This is a genomic window from Shewanella sp. SW24 (assembly GCF_025653395.1).
GTDB lineage: Bacteria > Pseudomonadota > Gammaproteobacteria > Enterobacterales > Shewanellaceae > Shewanella > Shewanella oncorhynchi.
Genome location: NZ_JAKKSH010000033.1, coordinates 1 through 20,227 on the forward strand (window position 1 = coordinate 1; position 20,227 = coordinate 20,227).

At 44.5% G+C, this 20,227-nt stretch carries 19 protein-coding genes and 1 pseudogene; 6 read left to right on the forward strand and 14 right to left on the reverse strand.

Annotated elements, in window-relative coordinates; all coding sequences use genetic code 11:
• On the reverse strand, positions 1 to 147 hold a 147-nt coding region (locus tag L5M17_RS19795), incomplete at its 3' end, for a helix-turn-helix domain-containing protein (protein ID WP_263148938.1).
• A 74-nt stretch (positions 148 to 221) separates the two neighbouring features.
• Positions 222 to 1,424: pseudogene (locus L5M17_RS19800) on the reverse strand (hypothetical protein); the annotation flags it as partial.
• A gap of 222 nt (positions 1,425 to 1,646) precedes the next feature.
• On the opposite strand from L5M17_RS19800, the gene L5M17_RS19805 reads away from it, so the two are divergent.
• The 4 genes from L5M17_RS19805 to L5M17_RS19820 all read left to right on the forward strand — a co-directional run bounded on the left by L5M17_RS19805 (position 1,647) and on the right by L5M17_RS19820 (position 5,697).
• Positions 1,647 to 2,969, forward strand: coding sequence for a dicarboxylate/amino acid:cation symporter (locus L5M17_RS19805; RefSeq protein WP_263148925.1), 1,323 nt, complete (start codon positions 1,647 to 1,649; stop codon positions 2,967 to 2,969).
• A 171-nt stretch (positions 2,970 to 3,140) separates the two neighbouring features.
• The gene (locus tag L5M17_RS19810; RefSeq protein ID WP_028759715.1) at positions 3,141 to 3,500 is read left to right on the forward strand and encodes a hypothetical protein; all 360 of its coding nucleotides are present in this window, start codon (positions 3,141 to 3,143) and stop codon (positions 3,498 to 3,500) included.
• Positions 3,501 to 3,682: 182 nt separating this feature from the next.
• Positions 3,683 to 4,357: a response regulator gene (locus tag L5M17_RS19815; RefSeq protein ID WP_219252121.1), complete on the forward strand. Its 675-nt coding sequence runs from the start codon at positions 3,683 to 3,685 to the stop codon at positions 4,355 to 4,357.
• Positions 4,348 to 5,697 carry a sensor histidine kinase gene (locus tag L5M17_RS19820; RefSeq protein WP_263148926.1) on the forward strand — a complete coding sequence of 450 codons (1,350 nt, stop codon included), beginning with the start codon at positions 4,348 to 4,350 and terminating at the stop codon, positions 5,695 to 5,697. The genes L5M17_RS19815 and L5M17_RS19820 overlap by 10 nt, the downstream gene beginning before the upstream one ends.
• A gap of 15 nt (positions 5,698 to 5,712) precedes the next feature.
• Here L5M17_RS19820 and L5M17_RS19825 read toward each other — a convergent pair whose 3' ends face one another.
• The gene (locus L5M17_RS19825) at positions 5,713 to 6,408 is read right to left on the reverse strand and encodes a 2OG-Fe(II) oxygenase (protein WP_173244477.1); all 696 of its coding nucleotides are present in this window, start codon (positions 6,406 to 6,408) and stop codon (positions 5,713 to 5,715) included.
• A 118-nt stretch (positions 6,409 to 6,526) separates the two neighbouring features.
• Between L5M17_RS19825 and L5M17_RS19830 the strand changes: the two genes are divergently transcribed.
• Positions 6,527 to 7,789 (forward strand): HD-GYP domain-containing protein, encoded by a 1,263-nt coding sequence (locus L5M17_RS19830; protein ID WP_168825389.1) that lies wholly within the window; start codon positions 6,527 to 6,529, stop codon positions 7,787 to 7,789.
• Positions 7,790 to 7,978: 189 nt separating this feature from the next.
• Here L5M17_RS19830 and corA read toward each other — a convergent pair whose 3' ends face one another.
• The 4 genes from corA to cobB all read right to left on the reverse strand — a co-directional run bounded on the left by corA (position 7,979) and on the right by cobB (position 10,923).
• Complete coding sequence (corA, locus tag L5M17_RS19835) at positions 7,979 to 8,926, reverse strand: magnesium/cobalt transporter CorA (protein ID WP_028759710.1); 948 nt, start codon at positions 8,924 to 8,926, stop codon at positions 7,979 to 7,981.
• Positions 8,927 to 9,053: 127 nt separating this feature from the next.
• The gene (locus L5M17_RS19840; protein WP_173496824.1) at positions 9,054 to 9,425 is read right to left on the reverse strand and encodes a hypothetical protein; all 372 of its coding nucleotides are present in this window, start codon (positions 9,423 to 9,425) and stop codon (positions 9,054 to 9,056) included.
• 320 nt (positions 9,426 to 9,745) lie between these two features.
• Complete coding sequence (locus L5M17_RS19845; protein WP_173496823.1) at positions 9,746 to 10,195, reverse strand: ATP-binding protein; 450 nt, start codon at positions 10,193 to 10,195, stop codon at positions 9,746 to 9,748.
• Positions 10,192 to 10,923: a Sir2 family NAD+-dependent deacetylase gene (gene cobB, locus L5M17_RS19850; RefSeq protein ID WP_173496822.1), complete on the reverse strand. Its 732-nt coding sequence runs from the start codon at positions 10,921 to 10,923 to the stop codon at positions 10,192 to 10,194. The genes L5M17_RS19845 and cobB overlap by 4 nt, the downstream gene beginning before the upstream one ends.
• 257 nt (positions 10,924 to 11,180) lie before the next feature.
• Between cobB and fur the strand changes: the two genes are divergently transcribed.
• A complete protein-coding gene (gene fur / locus L5M17_RS19855) occupies positions 11,181 to 11,612 on the forward strand; it encodes a ferric iron uptake transcriptional regulator (protein ID WP_028759706.1) in 432 nt (143 codons plus the stop codon).
• 83 nt (positions 11,613 to 11,695) lie between these two features.
• On the opposite strand, the gene L5M17_RS19860 is transcribed toward fur, so the two are convergent.
• From L5M17_RS19860 to L5M17_RS19890, 7 genes are all read right to left on the reverse strand, one after another.
• Positions 11,696 to 12,193 carry a GNAT family N-acetyltransferase gene (locus L5M17_RS19860; RefSeq protein WP_263148927.1) on the reverse strand — a complete coding sequence of 166 codons (498 nt, stop codon included), beginning with the start codon at positions 12,191 to 12,193 and terminating at the stop codon, positions 11,696 to 11,698.
• A gap of 95 nt (positions 12,194 to 12,288) precedes the next feature.
• Entirely contained in the window at positions 12,289 to 12,696 is a 408-nt protein-coding gene (gene rnk, locus L5M17_RS19865) for a nucleoside diphosphate kinase regulator (protein ID WP_028759704.1), read from the reverse strand.
• 400 nt (positions 12,697 to 13,096) lie between these two features.
• The gene (sucD, locus tag L5M17_RS19870) at positions 13,097 to 13,969 is read right to left on the reverse strand and encodes a succinate--CoA ligase subunit alpha (RefSeq protein ID WP_028759703.1); all 873 of its coding nucleotides are present in this window, start codon (positions 13,967 to 13,969) and stop codon (positions 13,097 to 13,099) included.
• The gene (gene sucC / locus L5M17_RS19875; protein ID WP_006081976.1) at positions 13,969 to 15,135 is read right to left on the reverse strand and encodes an ADP-forming succinate--CoA ligase subunit beta; all 1,167 of its coding nucleotides are present in this window, start codon (positions 15,133 to 15,135) and stop codon (positions 13,969 to 13,971) included. The genes sucD and sucC overlap by 1 nt, the downstream gene beginning before the upstream one ends.
• 105 nt (positions 15,136 to 15,240) lie before the next feature.
• The gene (odhB, locus tag L5M17_RS19880; protein ID WP_006081977.1) at positions 15,241 to 16,431 is read right to left on the reverse strand and encodes a 2-oxoglutarate dehydrogenase complex dihydrolipoyllysine-residue succinyltransferase; all 1,191 of its coding nucleotides are present in this window, start codon (positions 16,429 to 16,431) and stop codon (positions 15,241 to 15,243) included.
• 31 nt (positions 16,432 to 16,462) lie between these two features.
• Positions 16,463 to 19,294, reverse strand: a complete 2,832-nt coding sequence (sucA, locus tag L5M17_RS19885) for a 2-oxoglutarate dehydrogenase E1 component (protein ID WP_028759702.1) — start codon at positions 19,292 to 19,294, stop codon at positions 16,463 to 16,465.
• 214 nt (positions 19,295 to 19,508) lie between these two features.
• Positions 19,509 to 20,216: a succinate dehydrogenase iron-sulfur subunit gene (locus L5M17_RS19890; RefSeq protein ID WP_028759701.1), complete on the reverse strand. Its 708-nt coding sequence runs from the start codon at positions 20,214 to 20,216 to the stop codon at positions 19,509 to 19,511.
• Positions 20,217 to 20,227: the final 11 nt, after the last annotated feature.

Here is a 20,227-nt window from a genome sequence, read left to right on the forward strand (position 1 = left end):
TGATTGCCCTTGGCATCGTTTAACTTCCCTATAGACACTAGAGCGATGACAATCAATGCATTTAGCTATGTGTGCTATCGAAAAGCCCTGTTCTAACAGCACGGAAATCTGGTATCGTCTTGCTTCGGTCAACTGTTGATAATTCATGGTGATACTCTTTTACTTTGGCGAGATAAAGCGTACCACTTTTCAGCAGTTGGCTTCTTCTACACCTCGATTAGAGTGTCGCAGTTATTATCTGAATTCTGGCTTACCGGATTACTATTTGTGTCAAGTACCTTAAATTTAACTTCAGAAGATTCTGAGCCACCTGTACCTAAAATGGCGATATTTTGCGGTGTCGCAGACATAAATATAATGCTTCCCACGTTAGCAGGAAGTACTTTAATAGTGCCCGTAGCTGAAAGATTTAATCCACCTGCGTTAGCAGTAACATTAATAGGATCATCTCCAACGCAGCCCTTTGCAAGGTAAGTCGTTGTAGCTACGCCATTCACAGAGGGTACGGGTGAACTTATTATGGCTTCTGGTGATGATTTAGTTGAACAGGCCGATGAAAACTTAACATCCACAGGTTGGGTAAAAGGCTTACCTTGATCGTCCTGGATAACGACAGAAATAGTCGCGGTGCCACCTGCAGTTAAATCACTTGAACTAACACTTGCTTTACCAGCAACAAAAGGACTTCCACTACCCATGACTACATTTGTAGCACCAACCACCACTACTGTATTACCTTTTTCACCACTAGCTAAAGAGGCAACGATAGTTCCTGCACCTAACGTATTACCAGCATAAATATCAACACTAGCCTTTCCCTGACTATTTGTTACAGCAGTTTTGATAGGAAGGTCCCCAATATCATTGTCAAAGGTCACTATCGTGGGTTTATTAATGCCGGTGATAGTAGCAGTTAACTTACCTGGATTTAAGGATGTGATAGTTTGAATAGGTAAACCTGTAATATCAGTTAAGGCTAAATTAACTTGTGCACCGCCACCCGCTTCACCGCCATCACCTTTCATCACAAAACCGATTTTCCCAGACTCCCCAGTATCAACTTTGCCAGTGACAGTACCTGCACCCGCAATAGTTGCTGTATTTAAAACAATAGTAGCAACACCTTCGGTATTCGTTAATGCCGTTGCCGTACTAGGATCAAAAGACCCAATATTAGAATTACTCAGAGTAAAAGTAACTAATTCACCAGCCAAGGAACCGAGTTTCGAATCAACAACTTTAGCTGATACTGTGGCAGGTGCTAAAGCAGAAATATCCGTATTAGTAATACTCAGAGTGACAGTGACGACACTTGGCGTCGGCGGAGTACCGGAACCATCATCAGAGATACTGCCTCCACCACCACATGCTAATAATAAAAGCGAACACAATCCTGCGAGAAAAACCTTATACGCTGACTTCATTGTCAGGCTCCCTGTTACTCTGATGATAATACCTAAGCGAGACGCTTATTACTTATAGGCTAACATTACACAATTTTCACGCAACTTTCCCATAACTATCTTATTTTATTTCGCAAATCTGATAAATACTTTAACATTAATTGTCATTTCATCTTCACGATTTTCTTGCTAGTCTTGTGAGCGCCAAAAAATAGAATGTATAAAAAACACACAGGACTCTCTATGGCAATTTCTATAAAAAATAAACTCGGCCTTACAAGTAAAATTCTGATCGGTATGGGAACAGGTATTGCTTTAGGCCTCTTTCTCCGCAATGCCTTTCCAGAAAGCGATATAGTAAAAGATTATATTACCGAAGGTTTCTTGCATGTTATCGGTACTATCTTCATCTCCAGCTTAAAAATGTTAGTCGTTCCTTTAGTCTTTATTTCATTAGTTTGCGGAACTTGCTCACTGAGTGAACCTTCAAAATTAGGCCGCTTAGGGGGGAAAACCCTCGCCTTCTATTTATTCACAACCGCCATTGCCTTAGTGATTGCGATTGTCAGCGCAGTCCTTATACATCCTGGAAACGCCTCACTGGCGTCAGAAAAAATGGAGTACGTCGCAAAAGAAGCCCCAAGTCTTGCTGATGTGCTGATAAACATAGTGCCCACTAATCCGATGCAGGCATTGAGCGAAGGTAATATGCTGCAAATTATTATTTTTGCGGTGATTTTTGGCTTTGCTATTGCCCATATTGGTGAGAGAGGTAAACGTATTGCGGCGTTGTTTGAAGATTTAAATGAAGTCATCATGCGTGTCGTGACACTGATAATGCAACTCGCGCCCTATGGTGTATTTGCGCTGATGGCAAAACTTGCATTAACACTCGGTTTAGAGACCTTTGGTAGTGTGGTTAAATATTTCTTCGTGGTCTTAGGTGTATTACTGATCCATGCGTTTGTTGTTTACCCTACACTTCTAAAACTTTTCTCAGGCCTCAATCCCTTAATATTTATTCGTAAAATACGCGATGTGCAGTTGTTTGCTTTTTCAACCGCCAGTTCAAATGCCACTTTACCCATTACCATAGAAGCGTCTGAACATAGATTAGGTGTCGATAATAAAATCGCCGCTTTTACGCTACCGTTAGGCGCTACCATTAATATGGATGGCACAGCAATCATGCAAGGCGTTGCCACTGTGTTTATTGCGCAGGTTTTTGGCATTGAGCTCTCACTAACCGATTATGCCGTTGTTGTTGTGACAGCCACGTTAGCATCAATTGGTACAGCGGGTGTTCCAGGTGTCGGACTTATCATGCTGGCCATGGTGTTAAATCAAGTTGGCTTACCAGTGGAAGGGATTGCCCTGATTATCGGTGTCGATCGCTTACTCGACATGGTACGTACTGCTGTAAATGTCACTGGTGATTGCGTAGCAACTGTAATTATTGCTAAATCAGAGGGCGAATTTAACGAGCAAGTGTTTAACAATACTCAAGCGGGTAAAGTTGCTAGAAGTTTTGATGAGCAAGTTCATCATTTAGATAAATCGAACTAAACCTCACAAAGACCAAAATGACGCCCAGCTTCAGTGTTGGGCGTTTTTGTTTGAACGCAATACAGTTAACATGTCTATTGTTAGCAAAATGTGAACGCACCAATAGTACGGAAGTTTGTTTTTAGATACATTATGTTTACTATTTTAATACGTTTAATGGGAGGGGTATAAATGTGGTGGAGAAGTCTTTGGATCCTGATTGCATGCTGGCTATTGAGTGCCCACTTCGTACGTTACGAACAAATTAACTTTGCCATTCCTTTTGCACTTGCGCCTTTGGTCTTATTTTTTAACTCAGTTTACTTACTTCGTTTATTACAAATTTTATTATTTATAAGTGTCTTTGCCGTCTGGGGCGTCACAACCATTGAAGCGGTACATCTGCGATTAGCGCAAGAAATGCCTTGGTTGAGATTGTCTTTTATCATGATGGCGGTGATGTTATTTACCTTAGGCGCGATTATGTGTGGCAACGGCATTTTGCGGATCAGAAAACAAAAATCGCCTTGGGGAAATTCCCCGATACGCTAACACTTTAACGGCAAAACCTTCTTATTCAACAATTAATTAGTACTTATTTTGACCACAAGTTCAACTCGGTCAGCAAAGGTTAAGTTCAACTAAGATATGCTGATCCTCTATTTGGTTATCAGTGTGATTTTGCGTAGACTAGTTTACTAAAGCTTAGCTCATACACTTTAAGGCATTATATTATGAGAATTTTGGTTGTTGAAGACGATCCTATTTTATCCCACCACTTAAAAGTGCAATTAAGCGATCTCGGCAATCAAGTTCAAGTGGCACTGACTGCCAAAGAAGGTTTTTATCAAGCCACTAATTATCCCATCGATGTCGCCATTGTCGATTTAGGGCTACCCGATCAAGATGGTATTAGCTTAATTCAACAGCTCCGTGAAGCGGGTCTTAAAGCACCAATATTAATTCTCACGGCACGAGTTAATTGGCAGGATAAAGTTGAAGGCCTAAACGCCGGAGCCGATGACTATTTAGTGAAACCCTTTCAAAAAGAAGAGCTTGTCGCAAGGCTTGATGCCTTAGTGCGACGTAGCGCAGGTTTTGTTAAACCCGTGATTTGCAGTGGAGAATTGAAACTCGATCTCGCCGCCAAACAAGTCACTCTGGGTGACGAAGTCATGGAGGTCACTGCCTTTGAATATTTAATCCTCGAATATTTGATGCGCCATTGTCATGAGGTTGTCGCCAAGCAACGTTTACTCGATGTGATTTATGGTGATAAGGAAGGCGATCCCAATACGATTGAAGTCATGGTCAGCCGCCTGCGTAAAAAACTGACCCGCGATGGTATCGATACCCCCATAGTGACCATCCGCGGCCAAGGATATAAATTTAACCTGCCATGCAATTAAGATTAAAATTCAAGAAACGTCTGCTGACACGGATGTTTCTCACCTCACTATCAATTATTACCTTAGTGGGTTTTGGTCTCGCATGGATGGTTAATATTCTGCATGCGCAAAATAGTTATAACGAAGAAACGGCCCAACTCATTGCCGAAATTCCCCAAGTCGCCGCCGAATTACGGGAGCACGATCTTATCCCCGATACCAGTGCTTGGCTGGAAGAAAATAATAAACAAGAGCGTTATGTGATAGCGAGCTGCGATGACAAATTTAAGCAGGTTTGGACCTCATCCCTCGCAGTAGATCGTGGCTTATTTGATACCTGTGAGCGTTTTAACGAAATCCGTAACGACTCCCCGCCCTACTATCTCACCATGGCTGACGACAGAGGATATTTCGTCTATTTGCTCGCGGTAGAAATTGCCAGTGTGCATTACAACCTCCTCGTCATGAAAGATGCCGCCAAACTGGAGCAGGAATACAGTAAGTTCAGTAAACGTACTTATATTCGTTTAGCCATGGTATTGGCCTTAGCCTTAATTCTATTGGTCAGCGCCGCCTATTGGGGCATGCGTCCCTTGGTACGGATGCAAAATGAACTGCAATCAATTAACCAAGGTAAGAGTAAATCACTTTCTGAGGGCTATCCTGTTGAACTTGAAGGCGTAACGCAAGCACTCAACCAGATGTTGCAACAATCGAGTGCCCAACAACAGCGCTATCAAAATGCTATGAATGACTTGGCACACAGTCTTAAAACCCGCTTAGCCGCCGTGCATGCCATTACAGATGACGCCAGTTTGAGTAAACAATCGGCGAGCGAAAAGATCATGGAACAAGTCAGCCAGATGGATCAGCTGGTCAAATACCAATTAAAACGGGCCATGTTAGGCCGCCAAGGCCTGAAGCAAGAACAAACTGTTATTGCGCCCTTAGTCGATCAATTAGCACAAATGTTGTTTAAAATTTATCGAGAAAAACAAGTTCAGTTCTCGGCCAACATATCCCCCTCTTTGATGTTCCCCGGCAACAAGGGTGACTTAATGGAGCTGTGTGGCAACCTTATGGAAAATGCTTTCCGCCTGTGTATCAGCCAAGTGCATGTATCGGCTAAAATTAACTCACAAGGTGAGTTTGAACTTATTGTTGAAGATGATGGCCCAGGTGTTGAAGAAAGCTTAAGACAGAAGATTATCCAACGTGGCGTGCGTGCCGATACTCAGTCTCCAGGGCAAGGGATAGGATTAGCTGTCTGTGATGAAATCGTTCACAGCTACGGTGGCTGCTTAAAAATTGAAGAAAGTCGCTTAGAAGGGGCGCTCTTTAGGATCCGTATCCCAGTGTAAGAAACTGGGATACTATCAGGCAATCACCGCATATAGCTGTTCGGCTCGATTAAACATGATCCAAGAAGTGGCAATATATTTGTCACCACTCACAGGTTTATTTCCCCGATGTGAATGAGTAAATCCCGCAGGCGCTATCACCATAGTGCCTTTTTTAGGGGAGATTTTACGCTGTTGATAATAGAATTCGGTTTCGCCGCCCTCTTCCACATCATTTAAATAAAACATATAGAGCACGACGCGATGCAGAGCTTCATTGTGGCCATTCTGCGGGAATTGCTCCGAATGCCAATGGGGATAACCGCCTTTATTTTGCTGATACTTTTGAATATTAATACTGCCACTGCGATACAAATACTTCACTAAGCCATCGGCCCTAGGCGCACCCAGCGTCGCAAAATTAGTCGGAGTTAGCGTTACAGGTTGGCCCTGCTCATCACTCACTGACACAGCAACCGCACCCATTAATGCCATTGAATACTTTGTGAAATAATCTACTGCGCCCTTTAAGGTATAACCTAAGAGTTCGTTTCTGATAGGCTGCAGGTCGACGAAACTATCTAAGGTCAAATCGCGGCTGATCTTCTTCTCCAAATCGACGCCATTGCCCGTTTGTCCATCAACAACGCCAGCATGTTGCTCAAATGCCAGAATGAGACGGTCACACAAATCATTCGGCAACGCATTAGGGTATACTTCAATAAAGTCCATACTTCCTCAATGGAGTGGCTACTTTCTAGGCTTACTATGCTGACATGTTAGTTAAGTAATTGTAAAGCAGCATCATTGAGATAAAATAACCCACATTACGCTTCACGATAACAAGAATATGAAAAAAAGCTGTAAAGTTTCAGTCCATCAACTTCAAGTCGGCAACTTTGTGCGTTTGCCCGTGGCTTGGAAAGATCATCCCTTTTTATTCAGTAGCTTTCATATTAAACAAGCTGCGCAAATCGAGTTGATTAAAAATCTGGGCATCGAACATGTCATCGTCGATTTAGAACGCAGCGACGTCGCCCCGATACATGCTGATGCGGTCAACCCTATCAAATTGCCGCCAAGTGCTGAAATCAATGTGCTTAAAAACGACATGGATCAATACAAAGCTGAGCAAATCGAAGTACAAAAAAAATTACGCCGTGACATTAATAAAACTGAGCAAAATTTTACCCGCTCAGTAGCCATGATGCGCAGCCTCATCTCTAAGCTACGTAATCGCCCCTTAAATGCGGTCGATGACGCCAAAGATTTGGTCCACACCATAGTCGAACAGTTGCTCAACTCAGATAACTTAGTGCTGCATTTGATGAGTGATGCTAAGCAGGATGAAAGCATTTACTACCACTCCTTGAATGTTGCGATCCTCTCTATGCTGATCGCCAAAGAAATGGAATGGGATAGAAGTGAAATCGAAACGGTCGGTCTCAGTGCCCTGTTCCACGACGTGGGTAAATTAAAAATCCCACCACAAATTCTAAAAAAATCGGCACCTTGGTCAGCACCAGAGCTTAATTTTATCAAACAGCATCCATTACTTGGGATTGAACTGCTCAAATTAGCCGATAATTTTCCCCAAGCAGCCTTACCTGCAATCACCAATCACCACGAGTTTCTCGATGGCAGTGGTTATCCCAAAGGCCTAAAGGAAGAGGCTCTCGACAAGGTATCGCAACTGATTGCGGTAGTGAACGAATATGACTCCTTGTGTTACCCAAGCCAACAGGGCAAAGCCAGAATGCCCTACGCCGCACTGGGGCATTTGTATAAGCAATACAAAACTAAGCTAAATCAAGAGTATATTGGCAAGATGATCAAGATGCTGGGCATTTATCCCCCAGGCAGTGTGGTGGAATTATCCAGCGGTCAATATGCCATGGTGATGTCGGTTAACTTAACTAAACTGCTATGCCCTAAGATATTGGTTTACGATGCGTTAGTTCCTAAAGACCAAGCACCTATCGTTGATTTAGAGATTGAAGGGATCAGCATAGTGCGCTGCTTACCACCTGCGGCGCTTCCTGAAAAAGTCCACGAGTATCTAAATCCGCGCGAGCGAGTGAGTTACTACTTTGGCGGCGATAGTCGTAAGTAGTTGATTAAGAAACTGGCTTAACGATTATGTCTAACGAGCTTCACTCATTTAAGCAAAGTCATCGAGTCTCACTCATTGAATAAAAGTCATTGAATGAACATGATTAAATAAAAGTGATAAAAATAAGGGTCGAATATTGCATTCGACCCTTATTTTTAATTCGAGAAATCAACACAGCTAGCGCCAGACTTATAACCAATGCTTACGTTTAAAGAAGAAGTAAGTACCTGCGGCACTGGCTAACATCATCACAATCGCCATAGGGTAACCGTATTGCCACTCAAGCTCAGGCATGCTGGTAAAGTTCATCCCATAACTACTGGCAATTAAGGTCGGTGGTAGAAACACCACTGCGGCAACCGAGAAGATTTTAATGATTTTGTTCTGCTGCAGACCACTGAACCCCATGGCCGCATCGAGCAGAAAGTTTAACTTATCGAAAATAAACTGACTGTGGGGCATCAGCGACTCGATATCCGACAACATTTCCCGCAAGTCCTTTAAATGTTCATCGGATAACTGGCCACGATAATAACGCTGCATATAACGCAGTGAGCGCTGAGTATCGAGCAAGCTTAATCGGATTTTACCATTAGAGTCTTCTTGCAGAGTGATGAGTTTAAATACATCGTCAAGTTCGTCGTTATCAAATACTTGCTCACCGACATTTTCAAGTACAGTGTAAACGTCTTCAATTAAGTCAGATAGATAATCCACTTTCAGATTAAATAACTCGAGAAACAATTCCTGCGGTGTCGATACTTCTAACCGCCCTAAACGCAAATAGTTACGCAGCAAACGGATAAGACCTACGTCTTCTTCACGAATTGTCAGTAAAAAATTGCTACGAAGGTTGAAGGAAACGTTAACGCCGCGCACATCTTGGCCGACACGCTGTGGGAATAACGAATTAATATGCAAGCCGTCACTGTTTTGATAAAAACGTGCTGAGGCCTCAATTTCATTGATATCTTCTTCGTCAGGCACTTCTTCAACAGAAAAATGACTTAACCACTCTCGCTCCTCATCATCGGGTTTATACAGATCTAACCAAATGGTTGATGCGGGAATACTGTCCAGTATGCCGAGCTCTGTCACAGTAAGGTGACGATTATCATAGACATAAGCAGTAATCATTTGTCCTCCTGAAAAAAAACTTAAGTTAACGATTCCACTTAAGTGCAGGCTAAAAAATTGTCGCTAGTTTACCGCATAAGTTGGCAATGAAAAGGCGTGCAAGGTAATTTAGTAAAATAAATATGCCTTAATCGGTTTCGATAATAGCCAACCGTTCTTGGGTCGAAAAGCGAATATGGATGCCATCGAGAGTGACCATTTTCGAGTCTGAGATATCCCCTTTTCGCACACGATACTCGCCGTTATTGTCGGCATTCGGTGACACAATTCTCACAGTGACAATTCTATGCTGATCGCGCCAATACCAAACACTGTAACTCAGTAGGCTAAATCCAATCACCACAAACACACCCGTCAACAGGTATCGGCGCCACAGCGGTTCACTAAAACGCTTTGAACTGAGATTAACTGCCAGAGGTTCAATCTGACGCTTGCGTTTCACCAGTAAAAACCAAGCGCCAGCAATGACTAAGACTGTTAGTAAAATTTTAATGAGCATGGCTCTTTCCTCTGATAAACGTCCGCTTGTGCTCAATGGTCTCGATCAAGCCAGCAGCAATCTTGCATTGGCCCTTCAATGCCACACAAGTTAGCGCATTATACGCAGACTTATATGGATAAACTGTCTTTGGGATCAAGCTTAAAGTGCACAGTCAAATAGATAAGGCGAATGTATGAGCCACACACATGCACATAGACAAAGCAGAACGTTGAAACAGAGTACAACAGACTTATGACAGGGCGAAAACACTGCGGGACCCATGCTTAAAATTGATTGCTACAGATCACAATACTCAACAATTAAGTAAGTACCTGACATTAAAAATCTTCAAATCCCTTCGCCATCCGCTGAATTTGTGCCAAAGGAACGCCATGGCGATTACGTTTCGCGCATTCCTGCTGATGAGCCAGACTGCTTGGTTCACCCACAAGCACAATTCTAACTTGATAACCTAAGGCTTTTGCCGCCGCTTCATAGGCCATGTATTCCCAGTGGCACAGATTGGTATTATCACAAATCACCACAGGCTCGCTTGAAGAAAGTGCCTGAATAAACCCCGTCAAATTACATTGATGAAACTCAGGTAATTTCTTGGCATCGAAACGGTATTCATCTTCATGGTAGAAAAAACTATCGGTCGAAAATACGCCACGTTGCCGCACGCCAATGGCTTTTTCTAAAGGAAGGGAAAGAATGTAAGTTTCAACCCAGTGTGACTTACCACTGCCCGGTAAGCCACGCATTATAATCGCAACTTTTTCGCTCATGTGTTCGACTCACTGCCAATCACTCGACCCGCTAAAATGGTATCAACCAACTGAGGCACTAACTCCCCCGCTTTTCCTGTGAGGTGATATTGAAACTGACTGTGTCTATCGGGTGCCATCATATTCACTTCGACTGTTTGAGCCCCATGATGGTTAGCTGTATCCACAAAGCCCGCGGCAGGATACACAGTGCCAGAGGTGCCAATGGCAATAAACAAGTCGCAGTTATCCAGCGCATCGTGAATTCGATCCATCCCTAAGGGCATTTCACCAAACCACACCACATGGGGGCGTAATCGCTGAGCCGGAATACAGCAAGTACAGCAATTATCGGCACCAAAGGGGTCACGTAAAATAAAGGTCTGACGTGAGCGCGGACAACGGCCTTTGGATAATTCACCGTGCATATGCAATAGACGGCGCGAACCCGCACGCTCATGCAGGTCATCAATATTTTGTGTGATGATAAGTAATTGACCTTTAAACTCCGCTTCCAACTTTGCCAAGGCCACATGCGCTGCATTGGGCTCAACCGTGCCACTGTGCAGTTGCAACCAACGACTATTGTAGAATCGCTCTACCAATTCAGCATCACGTTCATACCCTTCTGGTGTAGCAACGTCTTCAATATGATGTTCTTCCCATAGACCATCTTGATCGCGAAAGGTGCGTAAACCCGACTCAGCAGAGATCCCTGCGCCGGTTAACACCACAATTTGCTGGTACATGCCGATTCCTTATTATTTTATTTATTTGAATTATTCTCACTGACTTTGGCAGCCGTGAATATTATTCCTTGGTATAACCATACAAAAACTATGCTTGAATTGCCGCAAAATATTGTGATTTAACGCCTATTGACACAATTTATCTGCATATCGCCCTAGAAAGCCAGAACAAAGGTTTAAGTTTTCAACCTGAGCACCTATAATGGCAAACACTATCCACGGATGAACCTATTGGTTCTGCAATCAAGAGATTAGCAATGACAGATGGAAATCAAGCGCTAAAAAAAGCGGGTTTGAAAATTACCCTGCCACGAGTCAAGATCCTAGAACTGATGCAAGGACCTGAAAACCAACATATCAGTGCAGAAGATTTGTACAAGAAGCTGCTCGATATCGGTGAAGAAATTGGTCTAGCCACCGTCTACCGTGTGTTAAACCAATTTGATGATGCAGGTATTGTCAGTCGCCATCATTTTGAGAGCGGTAAAGCCGTTTTCGAACTATCGACTCAGCATCATCATGATCACTTAGTTTGCCTATCGTGTGGCAAAGTGATTGAGTTTTCAGATGAAGTCATCGAACGTCGTCAAGATGAAATTGCCATGAAACACAATATTAAGCTGACTAATCACAGCTTATATTTGTACGGCACTTGCACCAACGATACCTGTGAGCATAACGACGCCTAAGTCGGCCATTGTGTTTATAAAGCATTAAGCAAAAAACCAGCCTAAGGCTGGTTTTTTATTGGATGATGTTAACTGGTAAACCGCTATAACACCTTGGCGTAGATATTCACTTTATGGCCCATAAACTCATTTTGCTCACGCCAATGCATGCCCACACGCTTAGCCACACCTTCAGAACCGAGATTCCCTGCTAAGATAAGTGCAATCGTCTGGTCAATGCCAAAACGTTTAAATTCGGCTAATGCAGCAAATGCGGCCTCAGTACCAATTCCTGTTCCCCAATACTCAGGGAAATAACGATAACCCAGTTCGACTTCGCTGAATTCTGGAATAAATTTCGGACCACAAAAACCAATCACCCGCTTATCGGCTTTATGCTCTACCGCCCAACGACCAAAACCATGTTGCTGATAATCGACTTGGATCACCTTGTGAAACAACTCAACCGCCTGCTCGCGAGCTGTAAATGCCGCGGTGGGAATGTACTTCAGCATCGCGGGATTACTGTTCATCAAATAAAGCGCTTCACAATCTTGCTCAGTAAATGGTCGAATAATTAACCGTTCAGTTTGGGTTATCATCTTTGCTCCTTCAAAAATGGCACTTAAAAATCAACCAATGGTTTGCTTAAAGTGCACTGGCGTAACGTCAACGACACTACGCCAATACCTCAAGCTTAACGGTGGAAATCACCACTGCGCTCAGGCTGATACAGGATTTCTTCAATACGCACTTTTACCATAGAACCACCCGGACCTGGCCATTCAATTTCATCACCTTGAGAGAGCCCTAATAATGCGCTGCCTACCGGCGCCAAAATAGAAATCGTGCCCGCGCCGTTCACGTCTTTTGGATACACTAAACGTAAACAGAAAGTCTCATTACTGGATGAAACGCTAAACTTCACTTCTGAATTCATGGTCACCACATTCGCGGGCACCTGTGATGCAGGCACAATATCGGCTCTGTCTAATTCAGCCTCCAATGCCGCTTTGCCCGGAAACGCATTTGCCGGCAGTGACTCCAATAATCGCTCTAGTCTTTCTAAGTCAATTTCCGAAATAATGATTTTAGGTGTTTTCACAGTTTTTCCCTCGTAAAAAAATGTGATGTTTAAGCCGTTACTGTGGCTAACATCGACTCTGTTGCTTACCCTCCCCCAATGCGATAAGCCCCATAAAACAAATACGCTCGCAACGATAGACTGCAACCGTGTTAAATAAATTTGAGTTCAAGATTTTTTGCAGAACAGCACTGAAGCCATAAGCACTTAGCTCATGGTTAATGGCTCTACTCACATTATCCTCGCCAATGACACAGACGAGCGCGTAGTAGAGAAGCATCAATCTAACCCGTAGAAGCAAAAATATCTAGTCTTCATGGTGTTAGCTCAATCCCATTCCTGTCATTTACTGCGATTTGCTCCCGAAACTACAGCCAATAAAAAAGGCGCCTTAGGCGCCTTTTATATTCGAAAGGTTAGCTTACCAACCTGTACGAATACGCAGCGCTTTGCCGATATCAGCAAGCGAGCGGACAGTTGTCACGCCCGCTGCTTCTAATGCAGCAAATTTGTCTTCTGCAGTACCTTTACCGCCAGCGATAATCGCGCCAGCATGGCCCATACGCTTACCAGCAGGTGCAGTGACACCCGCAATATAAGACACAACAGGCTTAGTCACGTGTGCTTTAATGAAAGCCGCCGCATCTTCCTCAGCGTTACCACCGATTTCACCGATCATAACGATCGCTTCAGTCTGTGGATCGTTTTGGAACATTTCCAGTACATCAATGAAGCTAGTACCTGGAATTGGGTCACCACCAATACCTACGCAAGTAGATTGGCCGAAACCTTCATCCGTCGTTTGCTTAACGGCTTCATAAGTCAGAGTACCTGAACGAGAAACGATGCCCACTTTGCCTTTTAAGTGGATGTGACCTGGCATAATGCCGATCTTACATTCACCAGGGGTGATAACACCTGGGCAGTTAGGGCCGATCATGCGAACGCCAGTTTCTTCAAGCTTCACTTTAACTTGCAGCATGTCCAGTGTAGGAATGCCTTCAGTGATACAAACAATAAGCTCAATGCCACCGTCGATAGCTTCAAGAATGGCATCTTTACAGAAAGGAGCCGGTACATAGATCACAGAAGCAGTCGCGCCAGTCGCAGCCACAGCGTCTTTCACAGTGTTAAACACTGGCAGACCTAAGTGAGTTTGACCACCTTTACCAGGAGACACACCGCCCACCATTTGCGTACCGTAATCGATAGCTTGTTGTGAGTGGAATGTACCTTGACCGCCAGTGAAACCTTGGCAAATTACCTTGGTATCTTTATTGATTAAGACAGACATTATTTGCCCTCCGCAGCTTTAACTACTTGCTCAGCCGCGTCAGTTAGACTGGTAGCTGCAATGATATCTAGACCTGATTTAGCTAATACTTCACGGCCAAGTTCAGCGTTAGTACCTTCTAAACGAACCACAACAGGTACTTTAACGCCCACTTCTTTAACTGCGCCGATAATACCTTCTGCGATCATGTCACAACGTACGATACCGCCGAAAATGTTAACCAGAACCGCTTTCACATTGCTGTCAGACAGAATGATTTTGAATGCTTCTGCTACACGTTCTTTCGTCGCGCCGCCGCCTACGTCTAAGAAGTTCGCTGGCTTGCCACCGTGCAAGTTAACGATATCCATAGTACCCATAGCCAGACCTGCACCGTTCACCATACAGCCAACGTTACCGTCTAATGCAACGTAGTTCAGCTCGAACTTAGCAGCGTGAGCTTCGCGGGCATCATCCTGTGATGGATCGTGCATGCCTTTGATTTTTGGTTGACGATAAAGTGCGTTACCGTCGATACCGATTTTACCGTCTAGGCAGTGTAGGTTGCCTTCAGTGGTAATAACCAGTGGGTTGATTTCAAGCAATGCGAAATCATGATCAACGAACATAGTCGCCAGACCCATGAAAATCTTAGTGAACTGCTTCATTTGAGTTGGGTTTAAACCTAACTTGAAGCCAAGATCACGTGCTTGATAACCTTGTGGGCCAGTCAAAGGATCTATGATTGCAGTGTGGATGAGTTCTGGCGTTTCTTCTGCCACTTTCTCAATTTCAACACCACCTTCAGTCGACGCCATGAACACAACACGACGAGTCGCGCGGTCAACAACGGCACCTAAGTACAGTTCGTTAGCGATGTCGGTACAGCTTTCTACTAAAATTTTAGCAACTGGCTGGCCTTTCTCATCAGTTTGATAAGTCACCAGATTTTTGCCTAACCAGTGTTCGGCAAAGGCTCTGATTTCTTCTTTATCGCCAGTGACTTTAACGCCACCTGCTTTACCGCGGCCGCCTGCGTGTACTTGACACTTAACAACCCATAAATTTCCGCCAATATGGCCTGCCGCTTCTACAGCTTCTTGGGCTGTATCACATGCAAAACCTTCTGACACTGGTAAACCATATTCGGCAAATAAGGATTTTGCCTGATACTCATGCAAATTCATGATGATCTATCCGTATACTTCTAATCAAATCCAACTGGCCCGTTTGGGCCAGTCACGAGGGTATGTCTGGCTATTTCTTTAAGCGCAATCTCTTATCGAGTTGTGTTACAGATCAAGCAGCAGACGAGTTGGGTCTTCTAGGAAGTCTTTAATCGCAACCAAGAAACCAACAGACTCACGGCCATCAACAATACGATGGTCATATGAGAGTGCTAGGTACATCATGGGCAGGATTTCAACCTGACCATTGACTGCCATTGGGCGATCTTTAATGGCATGCATGCCTAAAATCGCACTTTGTGGCAGGTTAAGGATCGGTGTAGACATCAGTGAACCGAAAACACCACCGTTAGTCACAGTGAAGTTACCGCCAGTCATGTCAGCCACAGTCAGCTTACCGTCACGGCCTTTAAGGGCTAAGTCACGAACGGCTTTTTCGATTTCAGCTAAGTTCATGGTATCTGTGTCACGTAACACTGGTGTTACCAGACCACGTGGTGTTGATACTGCGATGCTGATGTCGAAGTAGTTGTGATAGACGATATCATCGCCATCAATAGACGCGTTGACTTCTGGGAAACGTTTCAGCGCTTCAGTCACGGCTTTGATATAGAAAGACATAAAGCCTAAACGGATACCGTGGCGCTTTTCAAAGATATCTTGGTATTGCTTACGGATATCCATGATGGGCTTCATGTTCACTTCGTTAAACGTCGTGAGCATAGCGGTAGAGTTTTTAGCTTCTAACAAGCGGTTTGCGATTGTCTTACGCAGACGTGTCATTGGCACGCGCTTCTCGCTACGGCCAGCCGCTAACGGAGCTACAGCAGGTGCTGCTGGCGCCGCAGCTTTAGGGGCAGACTTAACGAAGGCTTCTACGTCTTCTTTCGTAATACGACCACCCACACCAGTGCCTTTTACTTTGCTGGCATCAACATTGTGCTCAGCCAGTAAACGGCGTACAGATGGGCTTAACGCATCACTGCTTTCATCGCTGGTTTCAGCTGCTGGTGTTGCCGCTTCAGCTTGCGCTTTGGTGACTTCTTTGCCAGATACAGCACCGGCGATGAATTTAGCGATCACTTGTTCACCCAGAACAGTGGCGCCTTCTTCAAACAAAAACTCGCCAATGTGGCCATCTTCTGGCGCAACCACTTCAAGAACCACTTTATCGGTTTCAATATCAACCAGGTTTTGATCACGAGAAACTTGCTCGCCCACTTTCACATGCCAAGTGGCAATCGTGGCATCGGCAACAGATTCTGGTAGTACGGGTACCTTGATTTCGATACTCATGAAAAACTATCCTTTTATAAAATGTCTATTACTACAGTGTGATTGTAAGTTTCAGGGCACTGTTCACTAAAGATTCTTGCTGATGTGTGTGCAACTCAGGGTAACCACACGCTGGTGCAGCTGACGCTTCACGACCAGCATAAGTTAACTGTGCACCTGCAGGAACCGCGGCCCAGAAATGGTGTTGACTAGAGTACCAAGCACCTTGGTTCTGTGGCTCTTCCTGACACCAAACAAAATCTTTCACATGTTGGTAATCAGCCAAAGCAACGATCATTTCATCATGTGGGAACGGATATAACTGTTCGACACGGATTAACGCTACGTTAGTGATATTTTCTTTACGACGTTTTTCCAGCAGTTCGAAGTAAACCTTACCACTGCAGAAGACAACTCGGTCAACCTTGCTTGCTTCCAAGGTATCGATTTCACCGATCACATTTTGGAAACTGCCATTGGCTAATTCTTCCAAGCTTGAAACCGCTAATGGATGACGTAGTAATGACTTAGGCGACATGACGATAAGTGGACGACGCATAGGACGCACCACTTGGCGGCGCAACATATGGTAGACCTGTGCAGGTGTTGAAGGCACACACACTTGCATATTGTGGTTAGCACACATCTGCAAGAAACGCTCTAAACGGGCGCTTGAATGCTCAGGGCCTTGACCTTCATAGCCATGGGGTAACAACATAGTCAGACCACATAAACGGCCCCACTTCTGCTCACCCGATGACAAGAACTGATCGATTACCACTTGGGCACAGTTAGCAAAGTCACCAAACTGGGCTTCCCAAATAGTCAATCCGCCGGGTTCTGCTGTGGCATAACCATACTCAAACGCCAGTACTGAGGCTTCAGATAATACTGAGTCAGTAATATCAATTGGGCCTTGTTCATCAGCAATATTGCGCAGTGGCATGTAAGTCGTGCCATCGTTTTGATTGTGCAATACAGCATGACGATGGAAGAAAGTACCGCGGCCAGAATCCTGACCTGTAATACGTACACGCTTGTTGTCTTCCAGAATTGAGGCATAAGCCAGCGTTTCTGCAAAACCCCAATCGAGTGGCTTCTCGCCTTTTGCCATCGCTAAACGGTCGCTATAAATCTTAGCAACCCGTGATTGCAATGGATGACTTTCAGGTACATAGCTCAGTTTGTCAGCCAGACTTTGTAAACGCTCAGCCGACATAGAGGCTTGATACGCTTCGTCCCACTCACGACCGATATACGGAGTCCAGTCAACAGAATGCAGCGTCATTGGGCGCCATTCTTTAACCACACAATCACCTTGATCTAATGCATCACGGTAATTATTGATAAGACCAGTCACATCATCAGCTGCCATCACGTTTTCAGCGATTAGCTTGTCTGCATAAATCTTACGTGGCGTTGGGTGTTTCTTGATCTTGGCATACATCAGCGGCTGAGTTGCACTTGGCTCATCGGCTTCGTTATGGCCATGACGGCGATAACACACTAATTCAACCACCACATCACGTTTGAACTCGTTACGATAATCAACGGCTAACTGCGACACAAAAGCAACGGCTTCGGGATCATCAGAGTTAACGTGGAAAATCGGTGCCTGAACCATCTTAGCGATGTCAGTACAGTATTCAGTCGAACGAGTATCCGCATGGTTAGACGTCGTGAAGCCCACTTGGTTGTTCACTACGATGCGAATACTGCCGCCGACTTTAAAGCCACGGGTTTGAGACATGTTGAATGTCTCTTGTACTATCCCTTGACCCGCAATTGCAGAGTCACCATGAATAGTAATAGGCATGACTTGTAAGCCATCCTTACAACCGCGACGGTCTTGACGGGCACGTACAGAACCAATGACCACAGGGTTAACGATTTCAAGGTGCGATGGGTTGAAGGCCAGTGCTAAGTGCACATTGCCGCCCGGCGTTTCAAAATCAGAGGAAAAACCTTGGTGGTACTTAACGTCACCAGAACCGTGGGTATCAGCATGCTTACCCGCGAACTCGTCAAACAGTTCAGCTGGACGCTTACCTAATACGTTCACTAACACGTTCAGACGACCACGGTGAGCCATACCGACAACGATTTCTTTAGTACCGGCTTCACCTGCACGATAAATAATTTCGCGCATCATAGGCACTAACGCATCACCGCCTTCTAACGAGAAACGTTTCGCACCAGGGAATTTAGCACCTAAGTATTTTTCTATACCTTCTGCGGCGTTAAGGCCTTCAAGAATGCGTGTCTTAACACTTTTATCGTAGTTAGCTTTACCTAAGGAAGGTTCGAGACGTTGTTGGATCCAGCGTTTCTCATCGGTATCGGTAATGTGCATATATTCAGCACCGATAGAACCACAATAAGTGGCTTTCAGCGCTTTTACCAAATCCGCGAGCTTCATGGTTTCGCCACCATGAGCAAAAGAACCTGTATTAAACTCACGTTCCATGTCTTCTTTAGTCAAGCCGTGGAAGGCAGGATCTAAATCAGCTACGGGTTCACGTTTCCACAGTTCGAGGGGATCAAGATTAGCACCTTGGTGGCCACGGAAACGATGGGCGTTAATTAATTGCAGGACTTTAACTTGTTTAGCATCCATTTCAGGATCCGTCACACGAGCTGAGCTCTTATGGCGACCTTCTAACGCTAAACTGCGAAAATAATCACGTACTTTTGAGTGAGCAGCTTCAGGCGCATCAACAGAGGCACCGTTCACAGGAGGGAGATTATCAAATACCGCACGCCAATCATCAGCGACTGACTGTGGGTCTTCTTGATAGGCTTCATACATCTCTTCTACGTAGGTCGAATTTGCACCACTTAAGTGAGATGATTCGAGCCAGGCTTTCATGATGCCTTGGTGCATTTCTATTCCTTTCAAACTTTATACACGTGCTTAGCCATAGTATTAAATATGCAGTCTGTAGAGATTACCTTCGACGCATAATTTCTGCCGCCCCTAGATGTCCAGATATACGGCGCGTTGTCTTCCATTACATACGCAAAAGAGTCACCTTCTGCTACCAGAAAGTGACTCTTCAAGAGCTATATTATTATTGGTTTCAGCTCGGGTTCTCGCATTACACTGCTCGCTTCAACAGCATGGACTTAATATGACCAATTGCTTTAGTCGGATTAAGACCTTTTGGACAAACGTCAACGCAGTTCATGATGCCATGGCAACGGAACACGCTATAGGCGTCGTCCAGCTCAGATAAACGTTCTTCTGTAGCTGTATCGCGACTGTCGATCAAGAAACGATATGCGTGAAGCAGACCGCTTGGACCGATAAACTTATCAGGATTCCACCAGAATGATGGGCAAGCTGTAGAACAACAGGCACACATGATACATTCGTACAAACCATCTAAATGAGCACGCTCTTCAGGGGATTGTAAGTGTTCACGAGCAGGTTGTTTCTCATCATTGATGAGGTAAGGCTTGATCTTCTCATACTGCTTATAGAACTGAGTTAAATCAACAACTAAGTCACGAACAACTGGCATACCTGGTAATGGACGTATTTCTAATTTCTTGCCTTTAAAGGTTGAAATTGGGGTAATACACGCCAGACCATTCTTACCATTCATGTTCACGCCGTCTGAACCACACACGCCTTCACGGCATGAGCGACGGAATGACAAAGTCGGATCTTGCTCTTTCAACTTGATCAGTGCATCGAGCACCATCATGTCAGAGCCTTCAGCCACTTCTAAGCTGTAATCCTGCATATACGGTTTAGTATCTACGTCAGGATTGTAGCGATAAACTGCAAATGTCAATTTCATCTTTGCAACTC

Excerpts from the sequence above, each read along its gene's own strand:
- L5M17_RS19805 (WP_263148925.1), top strand. The coding sequence starts at position 1,647 with ATGGCAATTTCTATAAAAAATAAACTCGGCCTTACAAGTAAAATTCTG.
- L5M17_RS19810 (WP_028759715.1), top strand. The coding sequence starts at position 3,141 with ATGTGGTGGAGAAGTCTTTGGATCCTGATTGCATGCTGGCTATTGAGT.
- L5M17_RS19815 (WP_219252121.1), top strand. The coding sequence starts at position 3,683 with ATGAGAATTTTGGTTGTTGAAGACGATCCTATTTTATCCCACCACTTA.
- L5M17_RS19820 (WP_263148926.1), top strand. The coding sequence starts at position 4,348 with ATGCAATTAAGATTAAAATTCAAGAAACGTCTGCTGACACGGATGTTT.
- L5M17_RS19825 (WP_173244477.1), bottom strand. The coding sequence starts at position 6,408 with ATGGACTTTATTGAAGTATACCCTAATGCGTTGCCGAATGATTTGTGT.
- L5M17_RS19830 (WP_168825389.1), top strand. The coding sequence starts at position 6,527 with ATGAAAAAAAGCTGTAAAGTTTCAGTCCATCAACTTCAAGTCGGCAAC.
- corA (WP_028759710.1), bottom strand. The coding sequence starts at position 8,926 with ATGATTACTGCTTATGTCTATGATAATCGTCACCTTACTGTGACAGAG.
- L5M17_RS19840 (WP_173496824.1), bottom strand. The coding sequence starts at position 9,425 with ATGCTCATTAAAATTTTACTAACAGTCTTAGTCATTGCTGGCGCTTGG.
- L5M17_RS19845 (WP_173496823.1), bottom strand. The coding sequence starts at position 10,195 with ATGAGCGAAAAAGTTGCGATTATAATGCGTGGCTTACCGGGCAGTGGT.
- cobB (WP_173496822.1), bottom strand. The coding sequence starts at position 10,923 with ATGTACCAGCAAATTGTGGTGTTAACCGGCGCAGGGATCTCTGCTGAG.
- fur (WP_028759706.1), top strand. The coding sequence starts at position 11,181 with ATGACAGATGGAAATCAAGCGCTAAAAAAAGCGGGTTTGAAAATTACC.
- L5M17_RS19860 (WP_263148927.1), bottom strand. The coding sequence starts at position 12,193 with ATGATAACCCAAACTGAACGGTTAATTATTCGACCATTTACTGAGCAA.
- sucD (WP_028759703.1), bottom strand. The coding sequence starts at position 13,969 with ATGTCTGTCTTAATCAATAAAGATACCAAGGTAATTTGCCAAGGTTTC.
- sucC (WP_006081976.1), bottom strand. The coding sequence starts at position 15,135 with ATGAATTTGCATGAGTATCAGGCAAAATCCTTATTTGCCGAATATGGT.
- odhB (WP_006081977.1), bottom strand. The coding sequence starts at position 16,431 with ATGAGTATCGAAATCAAGGTACCCGTACTACCAGAATCTGTTGCCGAT.
- sucA (WP_028759702.1), bottom strand. The coding sequence starts at position 19,294 with ATGCACCAAGGCATCATGAAAGCCTGGCTCGAATCATCTCACTTAAGT.
- L5M17_RS19890 (WP_028759701.1), bottom strand. The coding sequence starts at position 20,216 with ATGAAATTGACATTTGCAGTTTATCGCTACAATCCTGACGTAGATACT.